This is a genomic window from Streptomyces sp. NPDC029138, assembly GCF_055564375.1.
Genome location: NZ_JBVHWM010000040.1, coordinates 73,231 through 86,634, shown reverse-complemented (window position 1 = coordinate 86,634; position 13,404 = coordinate 73,231). Strand labels below are relative to the sequence as shown.

11 protein-coding genes are annotated in these 13,404 nt (G+C 70.9%); 2 read left to right on the top strand and 9 right to left on the bottom strand.

Going from position 1 to position 13,404, the window contains the following annotated elements; translation table 11 throughout:
* Positions 1-152 precede the first annotated feature (152 nt).
* The 4 genes from ACZ4WH_RS27455 to ACZ4WH_RS27440 form a co-directional block, all read right to left on the bottom strand.
* The gene (locus tag ACZ4WH_RS27455; RefSeq protein ID WP_015493350.1) at positions 153-284 is read right to left on the bottom strand and encodes a hypothetical protein; all 132 of its coding nucleotides are present in this window, start codon (positions 282-284) and stop codon (positions 153-155) included.
* Between the two features lie 370 nt (positions 285-654).
* Complete coding sequence (locus tag ACZ4WH_RS27450) at positions 655-1,176, bottom strand: GNAT family N-acetyltransferase (protein ID WP_468185251.1); 522 nt, start codon at positions 1,174-1,176, stop codon at positions 655-657.
* Between the two features lie 349 nt (positions 1,177-1,525).
* Positions 1,526-3,166, bottom strand: a complete 1,641-nt coding sequence (gene pruA, locus ACZ4WH_RS27445) for an L-glutamate gamma-semialdehyde dehydrogenase (protein WP_468185248.1) — start codon at positions 3,164-3,166, stop codon at positions 1,526-1,528.
* Between the two features lie 39 nt (positions 3,167-3,205).
* On the bottom strand, positions 3,206-4,132 hold the full coding sequence (locus ACZ4WH_RS27440) for a proline dehydrogenase family protein (protein ID WP_468185245.1): 927 nt from the start codon (positions 4,130-4,132) through the stop codon (positions 3,206-3,208).
* Positions 4,133-4,297: 165 nt separating this feature from the next.
* On the opposite strand from ACZ4WH_RS27440, the gene ACZ4WH_RS27435 reads away from it, so the two are divergent.
* On the top strand, positions 4,298-5,587 hold the full coding sequence (locus tag ACZ4WH_RS27435; RefSeq protein ID WP_468185243.1) for a PucR family transcriptional regulator: 1,290 nt from the start codon (positions 4,298-4,300) through the stop codon (positions 5,585-5,587).
* Between the two features lie 66 nt (positions 5,588-5,653).
* Here the strand turns inward: ACZ4WH_RS27435 and ACZ4WH_RS27430 are convergent, their stop codons facing one another.
* Positions 5,654-6,238, bottom strand: coding sequence for a TetR/AcrR family transcriptional regulator (locus tag ACZ4WH_RS27430; RefSeq protein WP_468185240.1), 585 nt, complete (start codon positions 6,236-6,238; stop codon positions 5,654-5,656).
* A 93-nt stretch (positions 6,239-6,331) separates the two neighbouring features.
* On the opposite strand from ACZ4WH_RS27430, the gene ACZ4WH_RS27425 reads away from it, so the two are divergent.
* Positions 6,332-7,861, top strand: a complete 1,530-nt coding sequence (locus ACZ4WH_RS27425) for an MFS transporter (RefSeq protein WP_468185237.1) — start codon at positions 6,332-6,334, stop codon at positions 7,859-7,861.
* Positions 7,862-7,927: 66 nt separating this feature from the next.
* Here ACZ4WH_RS27425 and serA read toward each other — a convergent pair whose 3' ends face one another.
* From serA to ACZ4WH_RS27405, 4 genes are all read right to left on the bottom strand, one after another.
* The gene (serA, locus tag ACZ4WH_RS27420) at positions 7,928-9,517 is read right to left on the bottom strand and encodes a phosphoglycerate dehydrogenase (RefSeq protein ID WP_468185235.1); all 1,590 of its coding nucleotides are present in this window, start codon (positions 9,515-9,517) and stop codon (positions 7,928-7,930) included.
* Between the two features lie 228 nt (positions 9,518-9,745).
* Entirely contained in the window at positions 9,746-10,744 is a 999-nt protein-coding gene (gene ilvC / locus ACZ4WH_RS27415; RefSeq protein WP_468185232.1) for a ketol-acid reductoisomerase, read from the bottom strand.
* Between the two features lie 118 nt (positions 10,745-10,862).
* Positions 10,863-11,387: an acetolactate synthase small subunit gene (gene ilvN / locus ACZ4WH_RS27410; RefSeq protein WP_468185229.1), complete on the bottom strand. Its 525-nt coding sequence runs from the start codon at positions 11,385-11,387 to the stop codon at positions 10,863-10,865.
* Positions 11,388-11,407: 20 nt separating this feature from the next.
* Positions 11,408-13,258 (bottom strand): acetolactate synthase large subunit, encoded by a 1,851-nt coding sequence (locus ACZ4WH_RS27405; RefSeq protein WP_468185226.1) that lies wholly within the window; start codon positions 13,256-13,258, stop codon positions 11,408-11,410.
* Positions 13,259-13,404: the final 146 nt, after the last annotated feature.

The following is a 13,404-nucleotide window of genomic DNA, read 5'->3' as shown; positions in this document are numbered from 1 at the left end:
CCACCCCTCTCGCCCCCCCCCCAACCAAAAACCCCATCAGAGACCCCGGTTTCCGCCCTTGCCCACCCCCCCCCCCCCCCCCCGGACCCCCCCCCCCCCCCCCCCCCCCCCCCCCCACCCCGTCGGGTGCGGCTCCCGGCTGGTGGTCCGGCTCAGTGGCCGGTCTCGCCGCCGTTGTCCCGGCGGTCCAGGGCGCGCTGGAGGGCGGCGGCGGCGTTCTTGCGGTCGGACTCGCTCGTGCGGGACACGTGGCGGACTCGGCGGCGGACGGTCGTCTCGGCCATGGCGATCGACTCCTTCGGCATACGTGGAGCACGGCAATGAGGGGGTTACGAGACCCCGGAAGGGGCGGGGAGCGGTGGCCGCAGGGATTGCCTGCACGGGGCCCGGCTCACGACCGCCATTCGCTGGATCGAGCGAGACGTTCGGCTCCTACAAAACTAAGGGAGTGACCCGCTTCTGTCTGCACAATTACTCGGACTTCCTACTATCTGAGACGGGGAACCGGATCGCACCGCCCTGAGCTGGGCTTTCGTGCGTTCGGGGGAACCTGGGGCAAGGGAGCGCAGGATGCGGATCAGGGCCGGTACGGCGGCCGCGACAGCGCGGGCACCCCGGAGAAGGTGCCTTCGACTGCGCGGCCTGATCACCGCCTCAGACGACGTCCCCGTCCCGCCAGTCGAAGACCAGCTCCCCGTCCGGGTCGAGCACGCCCCGCACGTACACGTCGCCCTCCTCCTCGGGCAGCCGGACGATCCCGTCCGGCGAGAGGGCGTGCACCCGGCCGGCCCACCGCTGCCAGCCCCGGGCGGCATACAGCGGGGCACCGTCGTCGCTCGCGGAGAGCGCGCCGAGGTCGTAGGCCCGGTCGACCACCCGCTCCAGCCCGGCCATCACCCGCCCGCCGAGCCCGGTCCGCCGTACGTCGGCCCGCACGGCGACGGCCTCCACATACCCGGCGCGCAGCCAGCGCCCCCGGTGCCGCACCCGGCGCATCACCACGGCCCCATGAGCGGCGAGCCCGGCCGCGTCACGGACGAGCGCGTGCATCCCGCCCAGCCCGTGCTCCCAGTCCGCGTCGGAGAAGTCCCCGTCGAAGGCGTCGTCCAACAGGGCGCGTACGGCGCGGAGTTCGGCGGCGTCCAGATCGGCGGTGTGGGCGAGGCGCAGGATCATGGCGCCAGTATCGCGCGCCGGAAACCTTCCGGGTCCTCCACCCACGGCAGGTGCCCGGCGGCCGGCAGGACCACCCGGCGGGCGCGGGGCAGAATCGCGGCGAGGGAGTCGACGGCGCTACGGGGGCGGATGTCCCGGGCGCCGTCGACGATCCACGTCGCCGAACATGTCCCAGAGCCCCGGCCCGCCGTGGCACAGCACCAGCCGGTCTCCCCCGCCACCCGACCGCGCCGCCCACAGGCGCACCTAGGGTGCCCCGTGTGCCGGGGGCCGATCGCCGGGCGCATGGGAACGGCCCGGGGAGCCCGCTCGGATGTCGGGCTCCCCGGGCCGTGCTCGCGGGGGCTGGTCAGCCCATGTGCGGGTAGGCGTAGTCGGTCGGCGGGACCAGGGTCTCCTTGATGGCGCGGGTCAGGGTCCAGCGCTGGAGGTTCTGGGGGGCGCCGGCCTTGTCGTTGGTGCCGGAGGCGCGACCGCCGCCGAAGGGCTGCTGGCCGACGACGGCGCCGGTCGACTTGTCGTTGATGTAGAAGTTGCCGGCCGCGTAGCGGAGCTTCTCCATCGTGTGGGCCGCCGCGGCGCGGTCGTTCGCGATGACCGATCCGGTGAGGGCGTAGTCCGACACCGACTCCATCTGGGTCAGCATCTCGTCGTACTTTTCGGCCGAGCTGTCGTCGTACACGTGCACCGCGAGGATCGGGCCGAAGTACTCGGTCGTGAAGACCTCGTTCTCCGGGTCGGTGCACTCGATGACGGTCGGGCGGACGAAGTAGCCGACCGAGTCGTCGTAGCTGCCGCCCGCGACGATCGTGCAGGTCGGGTCCGCCTTGGCCCGGTCGATCGCGGCCTTGTTCTTGGCGAAGGCACGCTCGTCGATCACGGCGCCGATGAAGTTCGACAGGTCGGTGACGTCACCCATGGTCAGGTAGTCGACCTCGGCCGCGAACTCCTCCTTGAAGCCCGAGTTCCAGATGGAGGCCGGGATGTAGGCGCGGGAGGTGGCGCTGCACTTCTGGCCCTGGTACTCGAAGGCGCCGCGCGTGAGGGCGGTCTTCAGGACGGCGCGGTCGGCGCTCGGGTGGGCGACGAGGAAGTCCTTGCCGCCGGTCTCGCCGACCAGGCGCGGGTAGGAGCGGTACTTCTCGATGTTGGTGCCGACCGTCTTCCACAGGTACTGGAAGGTCTTGGTCGAGCCGGTGAAGTGGATGCCCGCGAGGTCACGGTGGACCAGGGCGACCTTGGAGACCTCGATGCCGTCGCCGGTGACGAGGTTGATGACGCCCTTGGGCAGGCCCGCCTCCTCCAGCAGCTGCATGAGGAGCACGGCCGCGTGGGTCTGCGTCGGGGACGGCTTCCAGACCACCACGTTGCCCATCAGGGCGGGGGCGGTGGGCAGGTTGCCCGCGATCGCCGTGAAGTTGAACGGCGTGATCGCGTAGACGAAGCCCTCCAGCGGGCGGTGGTCCAGGCGGTTCCACACGCCCGGGGAGTTCGCCGGGGGCTGCTCGGCCAGGATCTGGCGGGCGTAGTGGACGTTGAAGCGCCAGAAGTCGACCAGCTCGCAGGGCGTGTCGATCTCGGCCTGCTGGGCGGTCTTGGACTGGCCGAGCATGGTGGAGGCGGCGAGGGTCTCGCGCCAGGGGCCGGCCAGCAGCTCGGCGGCGCGCAGGATGATCGCGGCGCGGTCGTCGAAGGACATCGCGCGCCAGGCCGGCGCGGCGGCCAGGGCCGCGTCGATGGCGTCCTTGGCGTCCTGCTGGGTGGCGTGGCGGCCGGTGCCGATGACGGCCTTGTGGTTGTGCGGCTGGACGACCTCGAACGGCTCGCCGCCGCCCAGCCGCTTCTCACCGCCGATGGTCATCGGCAGCTCGATCGGGTTCTCGGCCAGCTCCTTGAGCTTGACCTCCAGCCGGGCGCGCTCGGGCGAGCCGGGGGCGTAGCCGTGCACCGGCTCGTTGACGGGGGTGGGGACCTGGGTCACAGCGTCCATGAGATCCGTAACTCCTTGTACGTGAGCGGGTGTTCGGGCTCAGCCCTTGCTGATCATGCTGCGGACGAAGAAGCGCAGGTTGGCCGGCTTCTCCGCGAGACGGCGCATGAAGTAGCCGTACCAGTCGGTGCCGTAGGCGGTGTAGACGCGCATGCGGTGGCCCTCGGCGGCCAGCCGCAGGTGCTCCTCGCCGCGGATGCCGTACAGCATCTGGAACTCGTACTCGTCGAGCTTACGGCCGGCCTTGTGGGCCAGCTCCTGGGCGATGGCGATCAGACGCGGGTCGTGGGACCCGATCATCGGGTAGCCCTCGCCCTCCATCAGCGTCCTCAGGATGCGCACGTAGGCCTTGTCGATCTCGTGCTTCTGCTGGTAGGCGACCTCGGCGGGCTCCTTGTAGGCGCCCTTGACCAGGCGGACGCGGCTGCCGTTCGCGGCGAGGCGGCGGGCGTCGGCCTCGGTGCGGAAGAGGTAGGCCTGGATGACGCAGCCGGTCTGCGGGAAGTCCTTCCGCAGCTCCTCGTGGATGGCGAACATCGAGTCGAGGGTGGTGTGGTCCTCGGCGTCGAGCGTCACGGTCGTACCGATGGCGGCGGCGGCCTCGACGACCGGGCGGACGTTCGCGAGCGCCAGCTCGTGGCCGCCGTCCAGCGCCTGGCCGAACATGGACAGCTTGACGGACATCTCCACGCGCTCGCCCAGCCCCAGGTCCTTGAGGTGGTCGATCAGCTCCAGGTAGGCGTCGCGGGCGGCGGTGGCCTGCTCGGGGGTGGTGATGTCCTCGCCGACGACGTCCATCGTCAGCTCCAGGCCCTTGGCCGTCAGGTCCTTGACGATCGGGACGATGTCGGTCACGGTCTCGCCGGGGATGAAGCGGTCGACGACCTGCTTGGTCACCGGGGCCGCCGAGATCAGGCGTCGCATCCGGTCGCTGCGCGACGCGGCGAGAATCACGGGACCCAGCACGGGGCACCTCCACAGACAAGCACCAAATACGGCCATCACCCGATGATTCGGGTACGGCACGGGGAACCACCGTGAAACCTAAGGATCTCTCCGATCGTCGGCCATCGACAGCTGTCACGCATCCGTGCCCGGGATCTCAGACAGATGTATGAAGGTGGCCGGGAAATGGGGGAGAATGCCCGGGTGGCGGCTGAATTCAAGGCGGACTACCAGGAGCTGGTGGACGAGATCTCCGAGTTGCTGGGGGTGCCCGCGACCCTGGAAAACCGCGACTTCGAGCTGATCGCCTTCGGGGCCTACGACAGCGAGGACGAGCTGGACCCGACCGCGCTGGACCCGGTGCGCACCCGCTCGATCCTGACCCGGCGCTCCACGGCGACGGTCCGCGCCTGGTTCGAGGGCTTCGGCATCACGCGCGCGACCGAGCCGGTCCGCATCCCGTCGAGCCCCGAGGCCGGTGTCTACCGTGGCCGGATCTGTCTGCCGGTACGCCATCGGGGCGTGGTCCTCGGCTACGTCTGGCTGCTGGACAGCGATCCGGGGCCGACCGGCGCCCAGCTGGCCGCCGCCATGCGGGTCGCGGGCCGGATCGGCGCGCTGCTCGCGGACGAGGCGGAGGCCGGGGCGGGGCTGAGCCGGGAGCTGCGGGCGGTGCTCACCGCGGAACGCGGCTGGCAGCGGGACATGGCGGTGGCCGAGCTGCGCACCGCGCTGGGGCCCCGCGCGGACGGCCCGCACACCCTGGTCTGTGTCGCGCCCTGGCCGTCGGCCGACCCGGACGACGCCCCGGCCGCCCGTACGATCCCGCACGCAACGGCGTTGTGCACGCTGCCGTGGGGCGCCTCGGGGCAGAGCCTCGCGCTGCTGGTGCGCCTGCGGACCACGGAGTCCAGCACACCCGCGCTGGCGGCGGCCGCGCGGCTGCTGAAGGAGGCCGAGGGGGCCCGGGGGGCGCCGGGCGGCGCGGCGCGCGGGGCGGGGGCCCGGGTGGCGGCGGCGGTCGCCGCGGGATTCACCGCCGGGGCCCGGGCCGCCGGGGCCACCGGCTGCGCGGCCGGGGTCGGCGAGCCCCGCACCGGCCTCACCGAGCTGGGCACGGTCTGGCAGGAGGCCTCGGCCGCCGCGCGGGCCGCGCTCGCCGAGCCGCGCTTCGGGCCGGTCGCGGAGTGGGCGCGGATCGGGGCGTACCGGCTGCTGACCGCGCTGCCGCCGGAGGCCGCGTACGACCGGGTGGTCGGCCCGCTCCTCTCCCCCGCCCACCGGGAGCTGGCCCGCACGGCCGAGGTCTACCTCGACTGCGCCGGCCAGGCCGGCCGCACGGCGGCGGAGCTGGGCGTCCACCGCCAGACCCTCTACTACCGTCTGTCCCGCGTGGAACAACTGACCGGCCTGGACCTGGACGACGGGGAGGACCGGCTGCTGCTGCACATGGCGTTGAAGAGGGCGCGGCTCTGACCTGACGCCGCACGGGGGCGCGGCTGCCGACCGTCGCCGGCGCACGCCGACCGGCCCGCGACGCGGTCAGCTCGGCGCGGCTTCCCGCATCACCCGGCGCAGGCCCTCGGTGAGCTGCTCGGCGGTGGTCGCCGTGCCGGGGTCGAAGAGCCACTGGACCATGAGGCCGTTGAGGAGGGTCTGGTAGAGGCGCCCCTCGGTGTCGATGGTCTCCTCGTCCAGGTCGGGCTCCGGGACGCCGCTGAACAGCGGGACGAGTCCCGCGCGGCCTTCCTTCTGGGCCTCGGCCAGCAGCTTGCGCACCTCTTCGAGCCGCTCGTTCTTGAACATCAGCTCGAAGCTGAGCAGCCAGATCGCCCGCGACTCGGGCACGGTGCGGATGATGCCGGCCCACACCTCCTGGAAGCGCTCCAGGGAGCCCGGGGGCTGGGTCATCTCGCCGTCCAGGCCCGGGTCGAAGCGCTCGCCGACGCTCTCGATCAGCGAGATGTACGCCTGCACCAGGAGCGCGTCCTTCGAGCCGTAGTGGTAGCCGATGGACGCGAGGTTGGTGCCCGACTCCTTGACGATGTCGCGCGCGGTGGTGCGCAGGAAGCCCTTCTCCAGCAGGCAGCGCTTGGCGCCTTCGAGCAGTTCCTCACGGTGTCCCATGCGGTCACCCTACCCCGCGATCCATACAACCGTCCTAGACAAGTGACCTATACATTTGTTCTAGACGTTTAAGACGCTCGTACAGTCCTCGGCATGACGATGAACCCGACGAGCACCACCGACCTCGGCGAGAACGCCCCGGCCCGCGCCGGACGCCGTGAGTGGACCGCGCTCGGCGTGCTGATGCTGCCGCTGCTCCTGGTCTCGATGGACGTCTCGGTCCTGTACTTCGCGACCCCCGCGATCAGCGCCGACCTGCGCCCGAGCGGCACCCAGCAACTGTGGATCTTCGACGTCTACGGCTTCGTCCTGGCCGGCCTGCTGATGACGATGGGCTCGCTCGGCGACCGCGTCGGCCGCCGCAAGCTCCTCCTCACGGGCGCCGCGGCCTTCGGCGCCGCCTCGCTCCTCGCGGCCTACGCGGACAGCGCCGGGACCCTGATCGCGGCCCGCGCGATCCTCGGCATCGGCGGCGCGACCCTGATGCCCTCCACGATGGCCCTGCTGCGCACGATGTTCACCGACCCGGCCCAGCGGGCGAAGGCGATCGGCATGTGGTCCGGCGTGATGACCGGCGGCATCGCCCTCGGCTCGGTGATGAGCGGCATCCTGGTCGAGCACTTCTGGTGGGGCTCGGTCTTCCTGGTCAACCTCCCCGCGATGGCGCTGCTGCTGCTCCTCGGCCCGGTGCTGCTGCCCGAGTCGAAGAACCCCGCGCCCGGCCGCTTCGACTGGCTGAGCGTCCCGCTGTCGCTGGCCGCCGTGCTCCCCGTCGTCTACGGCCTGAAGAAGATCCCCTCCGAGGGCTGGAACCCGGGATACGTCGTCTCGATCACCGTCGGCCTGCTCTTCGCGGCCCTGTTCGTCCGGCGTCAGCGCACCGGCACCTCGCCGCTCATCCCGCCGGCCCTCTTCCGGGGCCACGGCTTCACCCCGTCGCTGGTCCTGACCCTCGTCTGCGCGTTCGGGATGATGGGCTCGGCCATCTTCACCACGCAGTACCTCCAGTCCGTCCTCGGCAAGAGCCCGCTGGAGGCGGCGCTGTGGAGCCTGCTCCCCTCAGTGCTCATCGGGGTCGCCGGACCGGTCACCGCCCAGCTCGTCCAGCGGGGCGTCCACCGCGGACACGTCGTCGCCGCCGGCTTCGCGGTCAGCGCGGCCGGGTACGCCCTGCTCGCTCTCGTCGGCACGGACTCCCTGTGGCTCGTGCTCGCCGCTGCCGGTGTCCTCGCCTGCGGGGCGGTCATGGTGCTGTCCCAGCTGACCGATCTGGCGATGAGCGGCGCGCCGGTGGAGCGGGCGGGCACCGCCTCCTCGCTCCTGGAGACCGGCACCGAGTTCGGCGGCGCGCTCGGCATGGCGGTCCTGGGCTCCATCGGTACGGCGGTCTACCGCCACACGATGCCGGCCACCGCCCCGGCCGAGGCCCGCGAGACCCTGGGCGGTGCGCTGGCCGACGCGGCCCGGCTGCCGGGCCGTACCGGAGAGACCCTGCTCGCGACGGCACGGGAGGCGTTCACCAGCGGAATGCGGAGCGCGGCCATCGCGGGCGCGGTGATCCTGGTGCTGGCGGCGGTGGGAGCGACGGTGACGCTCCGGAGGATCGAGGCCGGGCAGAAGTAGGCAACGGAAAAACGCCGGACGGGCTGAGGTACCCCTCAGCCCGTCCGGCGTTCCGGCACAGGTGGATCAGACCAGGTTCACCGAGCGGGCGGACGTCGCGCCGATCTCCGAGGCGACCTCGGCCAGAACGGCGGAGCCCACCGTGTCGTCGACGGTCAGAACGGCCAGCGCCTCCCCGCCCACCGCCGCGCGAGCGACCTGCATGCCGGCGATGTTGATGCCCGCCTCGCCGAGGATGCGGCCGACGGTGCCGACGACACCCGGGCGGTCCTCGTAGCGCAGCACCACCATGTGGTCGGCGAGCGCGAGGTCGACGTCGTACTCGCCGACCGCGACGATCTTCTGGACGTGCTTCGGGCCGGCCAGCGTGCCCGAGACCGACACCTCCTCGCCGGTGCTCAGCGTGCCGCGCACGGTCACCACGTTGCGGTGGTCGGCGGACTCCGAGCTGGTGGTCAGCCGGACCTCGACCCCGCGCTCCTGCGCGAACAGCGGCGCGTTGACGTAGGACACCGTCTCGTCGACGACGTCCTCGAAGACGCCCTTGAGCGCTGACAGCTCCAGCACCTTCACGTCGTGCTGGGTGATCTCGCCGTAGACCTCGACGTCGAGGCGGACCGCGACCTCACCGGCGAGCGCGGTGAAGATGCGGCCGAGGCGCTCGGCGAGCGGCAGGCCCGGCTTGACGTCCTCGGCGATGACACCGCCCTGGACGTTGACGGCGTCCGGCACCAGCTCACCGGCGAGGGCGAGGCGGACGGACTTGGCGACGGCGATACCGGCCTTCTCCTGCGCCTCGTCCGTCGACGCACCCAGGTGCGGGGTGCAGACGACCTGGTCCAGCTCGAAGAGCGGGGAGTCGGTGCAGGGCTCCTTGGCGTACACGTCGAGGCCGGCGCCGGCGACCCGGCCCTCCTTCAGCGCCGCGTACAGCGCCGCCTCGTCCACGATGCCGCCGCGCGCGGCGTTGACGATGCGCACGCTGGGCTTGACCTTGCGCAGCGCCTCGTCGCCGATGAGGCCGAGCGTCTCGGGGGTCTTGGGCAGGTGGACGGTGATGAAGTCGGAGACCTCCAGCAGCTCGTCCAGCGAGAGCACCTTGACGCCCATCTGCGCGGCCCGCGCGGGCTGCACATAGGGGTCGTAGGCGACGACCTTCATGCCGAAGGCGGACATGCGCTGCGCGACGAGGGCACCGATGCGGCCCAGGCCCACGACGCCCAGCGTCTTCTCGGCCAGCTCCACGCCCGTGTACTTGCTGCGCTTCCACTCGCCGTTCTTCAGCGCGGCGTTGGCCTGCGGGATGTTGCGGGCGGTGGAGACGATGAGACCGCAGGCCAGCTCGGCGGCGGTCACGATGTTGGAGGTCGGGGCGTTGACGACCATCACGCCGGCCTTGGTGGCGGCGGAGACGTCGACGTTGTCCAGGCCGACGCCGGCCCGGGCGACGACCTTGAGCTTCTTCGCGGCGGCGATGGCCTCGGCGTCGACCTTGGTGGCCGAACGGATCAGGATCGCGTCCACGTCGGCGATGGCCGGGAGCAGCTCGGAGCGGTCCGCTCCGTTGCAGTGCCGGATCTCGAAGTCCGGACCGAGTGCGTCGACGGTGGCAGGCGACAGCTCTTCAGCGATGAGTACGACGGGTTTCGAGCTCACGTGAGTCCTCACATGTGCGATGCGGACGGCCGTCCCGACGGCCGCAGGCGGAGGAGGGGGGCTAGCCGCGGAAGACGCACGACGCTGTGGGCCTGACGCGTGTTGTGCAAGAAGTGTAGTGGCGCGGCGGGCGTCGTATTACGCCTCCGCGGAAGGATCACCCGTCCGGGGCTGGACGGGGTGGACAACAGGGGCCGGAGCAGTCCGCCCCGGCCCCTGTCAGCAGGCTTACGCCTCCTCGTTCACCCAGCTCATCAGCTTGCGCAGCTGCTTGCCGGTGGTCTCCAGCAGGTGCTCGGAGTCCTGCTGCTTGTACTCGTTGTACTTCTTCAGGCCGCCGTGGTACTCGTCCATCCAGTTCTGGGCGAAGGAGCCGTCCTGGATCTCCGCGAGGACCTTCTTCATCTCGGCCTTGGTGGCGTCGGTGATGATGCGCGGGCCGGTGACGTAGTCGCCCCACTCGGCGGTCTCGGAGATGGACCAGCGCATCTTCTCCAGGCCGCCCTCGTACATGAGGTCCACGATCAGCTTCAGCTCGTGCAGGCACTCGAAGTAGGCGATCTCCGGCTGGTAACCGGCCTCGGTCAGCGTCTCGAAGCCCGCCTTGACCAGCGCCGAGGTGCCACCGCAGAGCACGGCCTGCTCACCGAACAGGTCGGTCTCGGTCTCCTCGGTGAAGGTGGTCTTGATGACGCCGGCGCGGGTGCCGCCGATGCCCTTGGCGTACGACAGGGCCAGCGCGAAGGCGCCTCCGGAGGCGTCCTGCTCCACGGCGGCGATGCACGGCACGCCGCGGCCTTCCTCGTACTGACGGCGCACCAGGTGGCCCGGGCCCTTCGGGGCGACCATGCAGACGTCCACGCCCGCCGGGGGCTTGATGAAGCCGAAGCGGATGTTGAAGCCGTGACCGAAGAAGAGGGCGTCGCCGTCCTTCAGGTTCGGCGCGATGGACTCCTCGTACACCTGGCCCTGGATCGGATCCGGGACGAGGATCATGATGACGTCGGCCTCGGCGGCGGCCTCCGCCGGAGTCACCACGCGCAGGCCCTGCTCCTCGGCCTTGGCCTTGGACTTCGAGCCCTCGTGCAGACCGACACGCACGTCCACACCGGAGTCACGCAGCGACAGGGCGTGGGCGTGGCCCTGGCTGCCGTAGCCGATGACCGCGACCTTGCGGCCCTGGATGATGGACAGGTCGGCGTCGGCGTCGTAGAACAGCTCGGCCACTTTGGGTTCTCTCCTTGTGTGCAGGTGGTGCGTCCCACCGTATGACGGCGGGCGGGAAGGAAGTTCGGGGGTCTCGGCATACGGGCGGCCGCTGATCGCGGGCCGCCCGTTCTCAGTCTTACGCCGTCCGGTCGAGAGCGCGCAGCGAGCGGTCCGTGATCGAACGGGCGCCACGGCCGATCGCGATCGTGCCGGACTGGACCAGCTCCTTGATGCCGTACGGCTCCAGCATCTTGAGCATGGCGGACAGCTTCTCGCTGGAACCGGTGGCCTCGATGGTCACGGCCTCCGGGGAGACGTCGACGGTCTTGGCGCGGAACAGCTGGACGATCTCCACGATCTGGGAGCGCGTCTCGTTGTCGGCGCGGACCTTCACCAGAACGAGTTCGCGCTGCACGGCCTGACCGGGCTCCAGCTCCACGATCTTCAGCACGTTGACGAGCTTGTTGAGCTGCTTGGTCACCTGCTCCAGCGGCAGGCTCTCGACGCCCACCACGATGGTGATGCGGGAGATGTCGGGGTGCTCGGTGACGCCGACCGCGAGCGAGTCGATGTTGAATCCGCGCCGGGAGAACAGGGCGGCGATGCGGGCGAGGATGCCCGGCGTGTTCTCCACCAGGACGGAGAGCGTGTGCTTGGACATGTCTTCTTGCTCTTCCTCGCTCAGTCGTCTTCGTTGTCGCCGAAGTCGGGGCGGACGTCCCGGGCGGCCATGATCTCGTCGTTGGAGGTGCCGGCGGCGACCATCGGCCAGACCATCGCGTCCTCGTGGACGATGAAGTCCACGACGACCGGGCGGTCGTTGATGGAGTTGGCCTCCGCGATGATCTTGTCCAGGTCCTCCGGGCGCTCGCAGCGCAGGCCCACGCAGCCCATCGCCTCGGCCAGCTTCACGAAGTCCGGCACGCGCGTGCCCTTGGCCTCCGGGTTGATGTCCTCGGGGCCGCTGTGCAGCACGGTGTTGGAGTAGCGCTGGTTGTAGAAGAGGGTCTGCCACTGACGGACCATCCCGAGAGCGCCGTTGTTGATGATGGCGACCTTGATCGGGATGTTGTTCAGGGCGCAGGTGGTCAGCTCCTGATTGGTCATCTGGAAGCAGCCGTCGCCGTCGATCGCCCAGACGGTACGGCCCGGCTGCCCGGCCTTGGCGCCCATCGCGGCCGGGACCGCGTAGCCCATCGTCCCGGCGCCGCCGGAGTTCAGCCAGGTGGCGGGCGTGTCGTACTGGATGAAGTGCGCGGCCCACATCTGGTGCTGGCCGACGCCCGCCGCGAAGATCGTGCCCTCGGGGGCGAGCTGCCCGATGCGCTCGATGACCGCTTGCGGGGACAGCGAGCCGTCCTCGGGCTGGTCGTAGCCGAGCGGGTAGGTCTCGCGCCACCGGTTCAGGTCGCTCCACCAGGCGGTGTAGTCGCCCTTGTGCCCCTCGCTGTGCTCCCTCTGGACGGCCTGGACCAGATCGGCGATGACCTCGCGGGCGTCGCCGACGATCGGCACGTCGGCCGCGCGGTTCTTGCCGATCTCGGCCGGGTCGATGTCCGCGTGGACGATCTTGGCGTAGGGGGCGAAGCTGTCCAGCTTGCCGGTGACGCGGTCGTCGAAGCGGGCGCCGAGGGCCACGATCAGGTCGGCCTTCTGCAACGCGGTGACGGCGGCGACGCTGCCGTGCATGCCGGGCATGCCCAGGTGCAGCGGGTGGCTGTCGGGGAACGCGCCGAGCGCCATCAGGGTGGTGGTGACCGGGGCGCCGGTCAGCTCGGCGAGGACCTTCAGCTCGGCGGTGGCATGGGCCTTGAGGACGCCGCCGCCGACGTAGAGGACGGGCCGCCTGGCGGCGCTGATCAGCTTGGCGGCCTCGCGGATCTGCTTGGCGTGCGGCTTGGTCACCGGGCGGTAGCCGGGCAGGTCCATGACGGGCGGCCAGGAGAAGACGGTCTTCTTCTGGAGGATGTCCTTGGGGATGTCGACCAGGACCGGTCCGGGGCGGCCGGTCGAGGCGATGTGGAACGCCTGCGCGATCACCCGCGGGATGTCCTCGCCCTTGGTGACCAGGAAGCTGTGCTTGGTGATCGGCATGGTGATGCCGACGATGTCCGCCTCCTGGAAGGCGTCCGTGCCGATCGCGGAGGACACCACCTGCCCGGTGATCGCGACCAGCGGCACGGAGTCCATGTTGGCGTCGGCGATCGGGGTGACCAGGTTGGTGGCGCCGGGGCCCGAGGTGGCCATGCAGACGCCCACCTTGCCGGTGGCCTGCGCGTAGCCGGTGGCGGCGTGGCCGGCGCCCTGCTCGTGCCGGACCAGGACGTGCCGCACCCGGGTGGAGTCCATCAGCGGGTCGTACGCCGGCAGGATCGTGCCGCCCGGAATGCCGAATACCGTGTCCGCGCCGACCTCCTCGAGGGAGCGGATGAGGGACTGCGCGCCCGTGACGTGCTCGACGGGGGCGGAGTGCTGTCCTCCGGAACGGGGCCGCGGCTGCGGATGGTGGGCCCCGGTGGCCTGCTCGGTCATCGGCATTCTCTTCTCGATGCTGAGGGTTTTTGCGAGGTTCGGGCGGAGTTCAAGCGCTGCACGAAAGGCACTCGTGCAACAAAAAACCCCTCGTGCCGCAAGGCAAGCGAGGGGAGCGCGCCGGTGAGGTCGCTGGGGATTCCGGA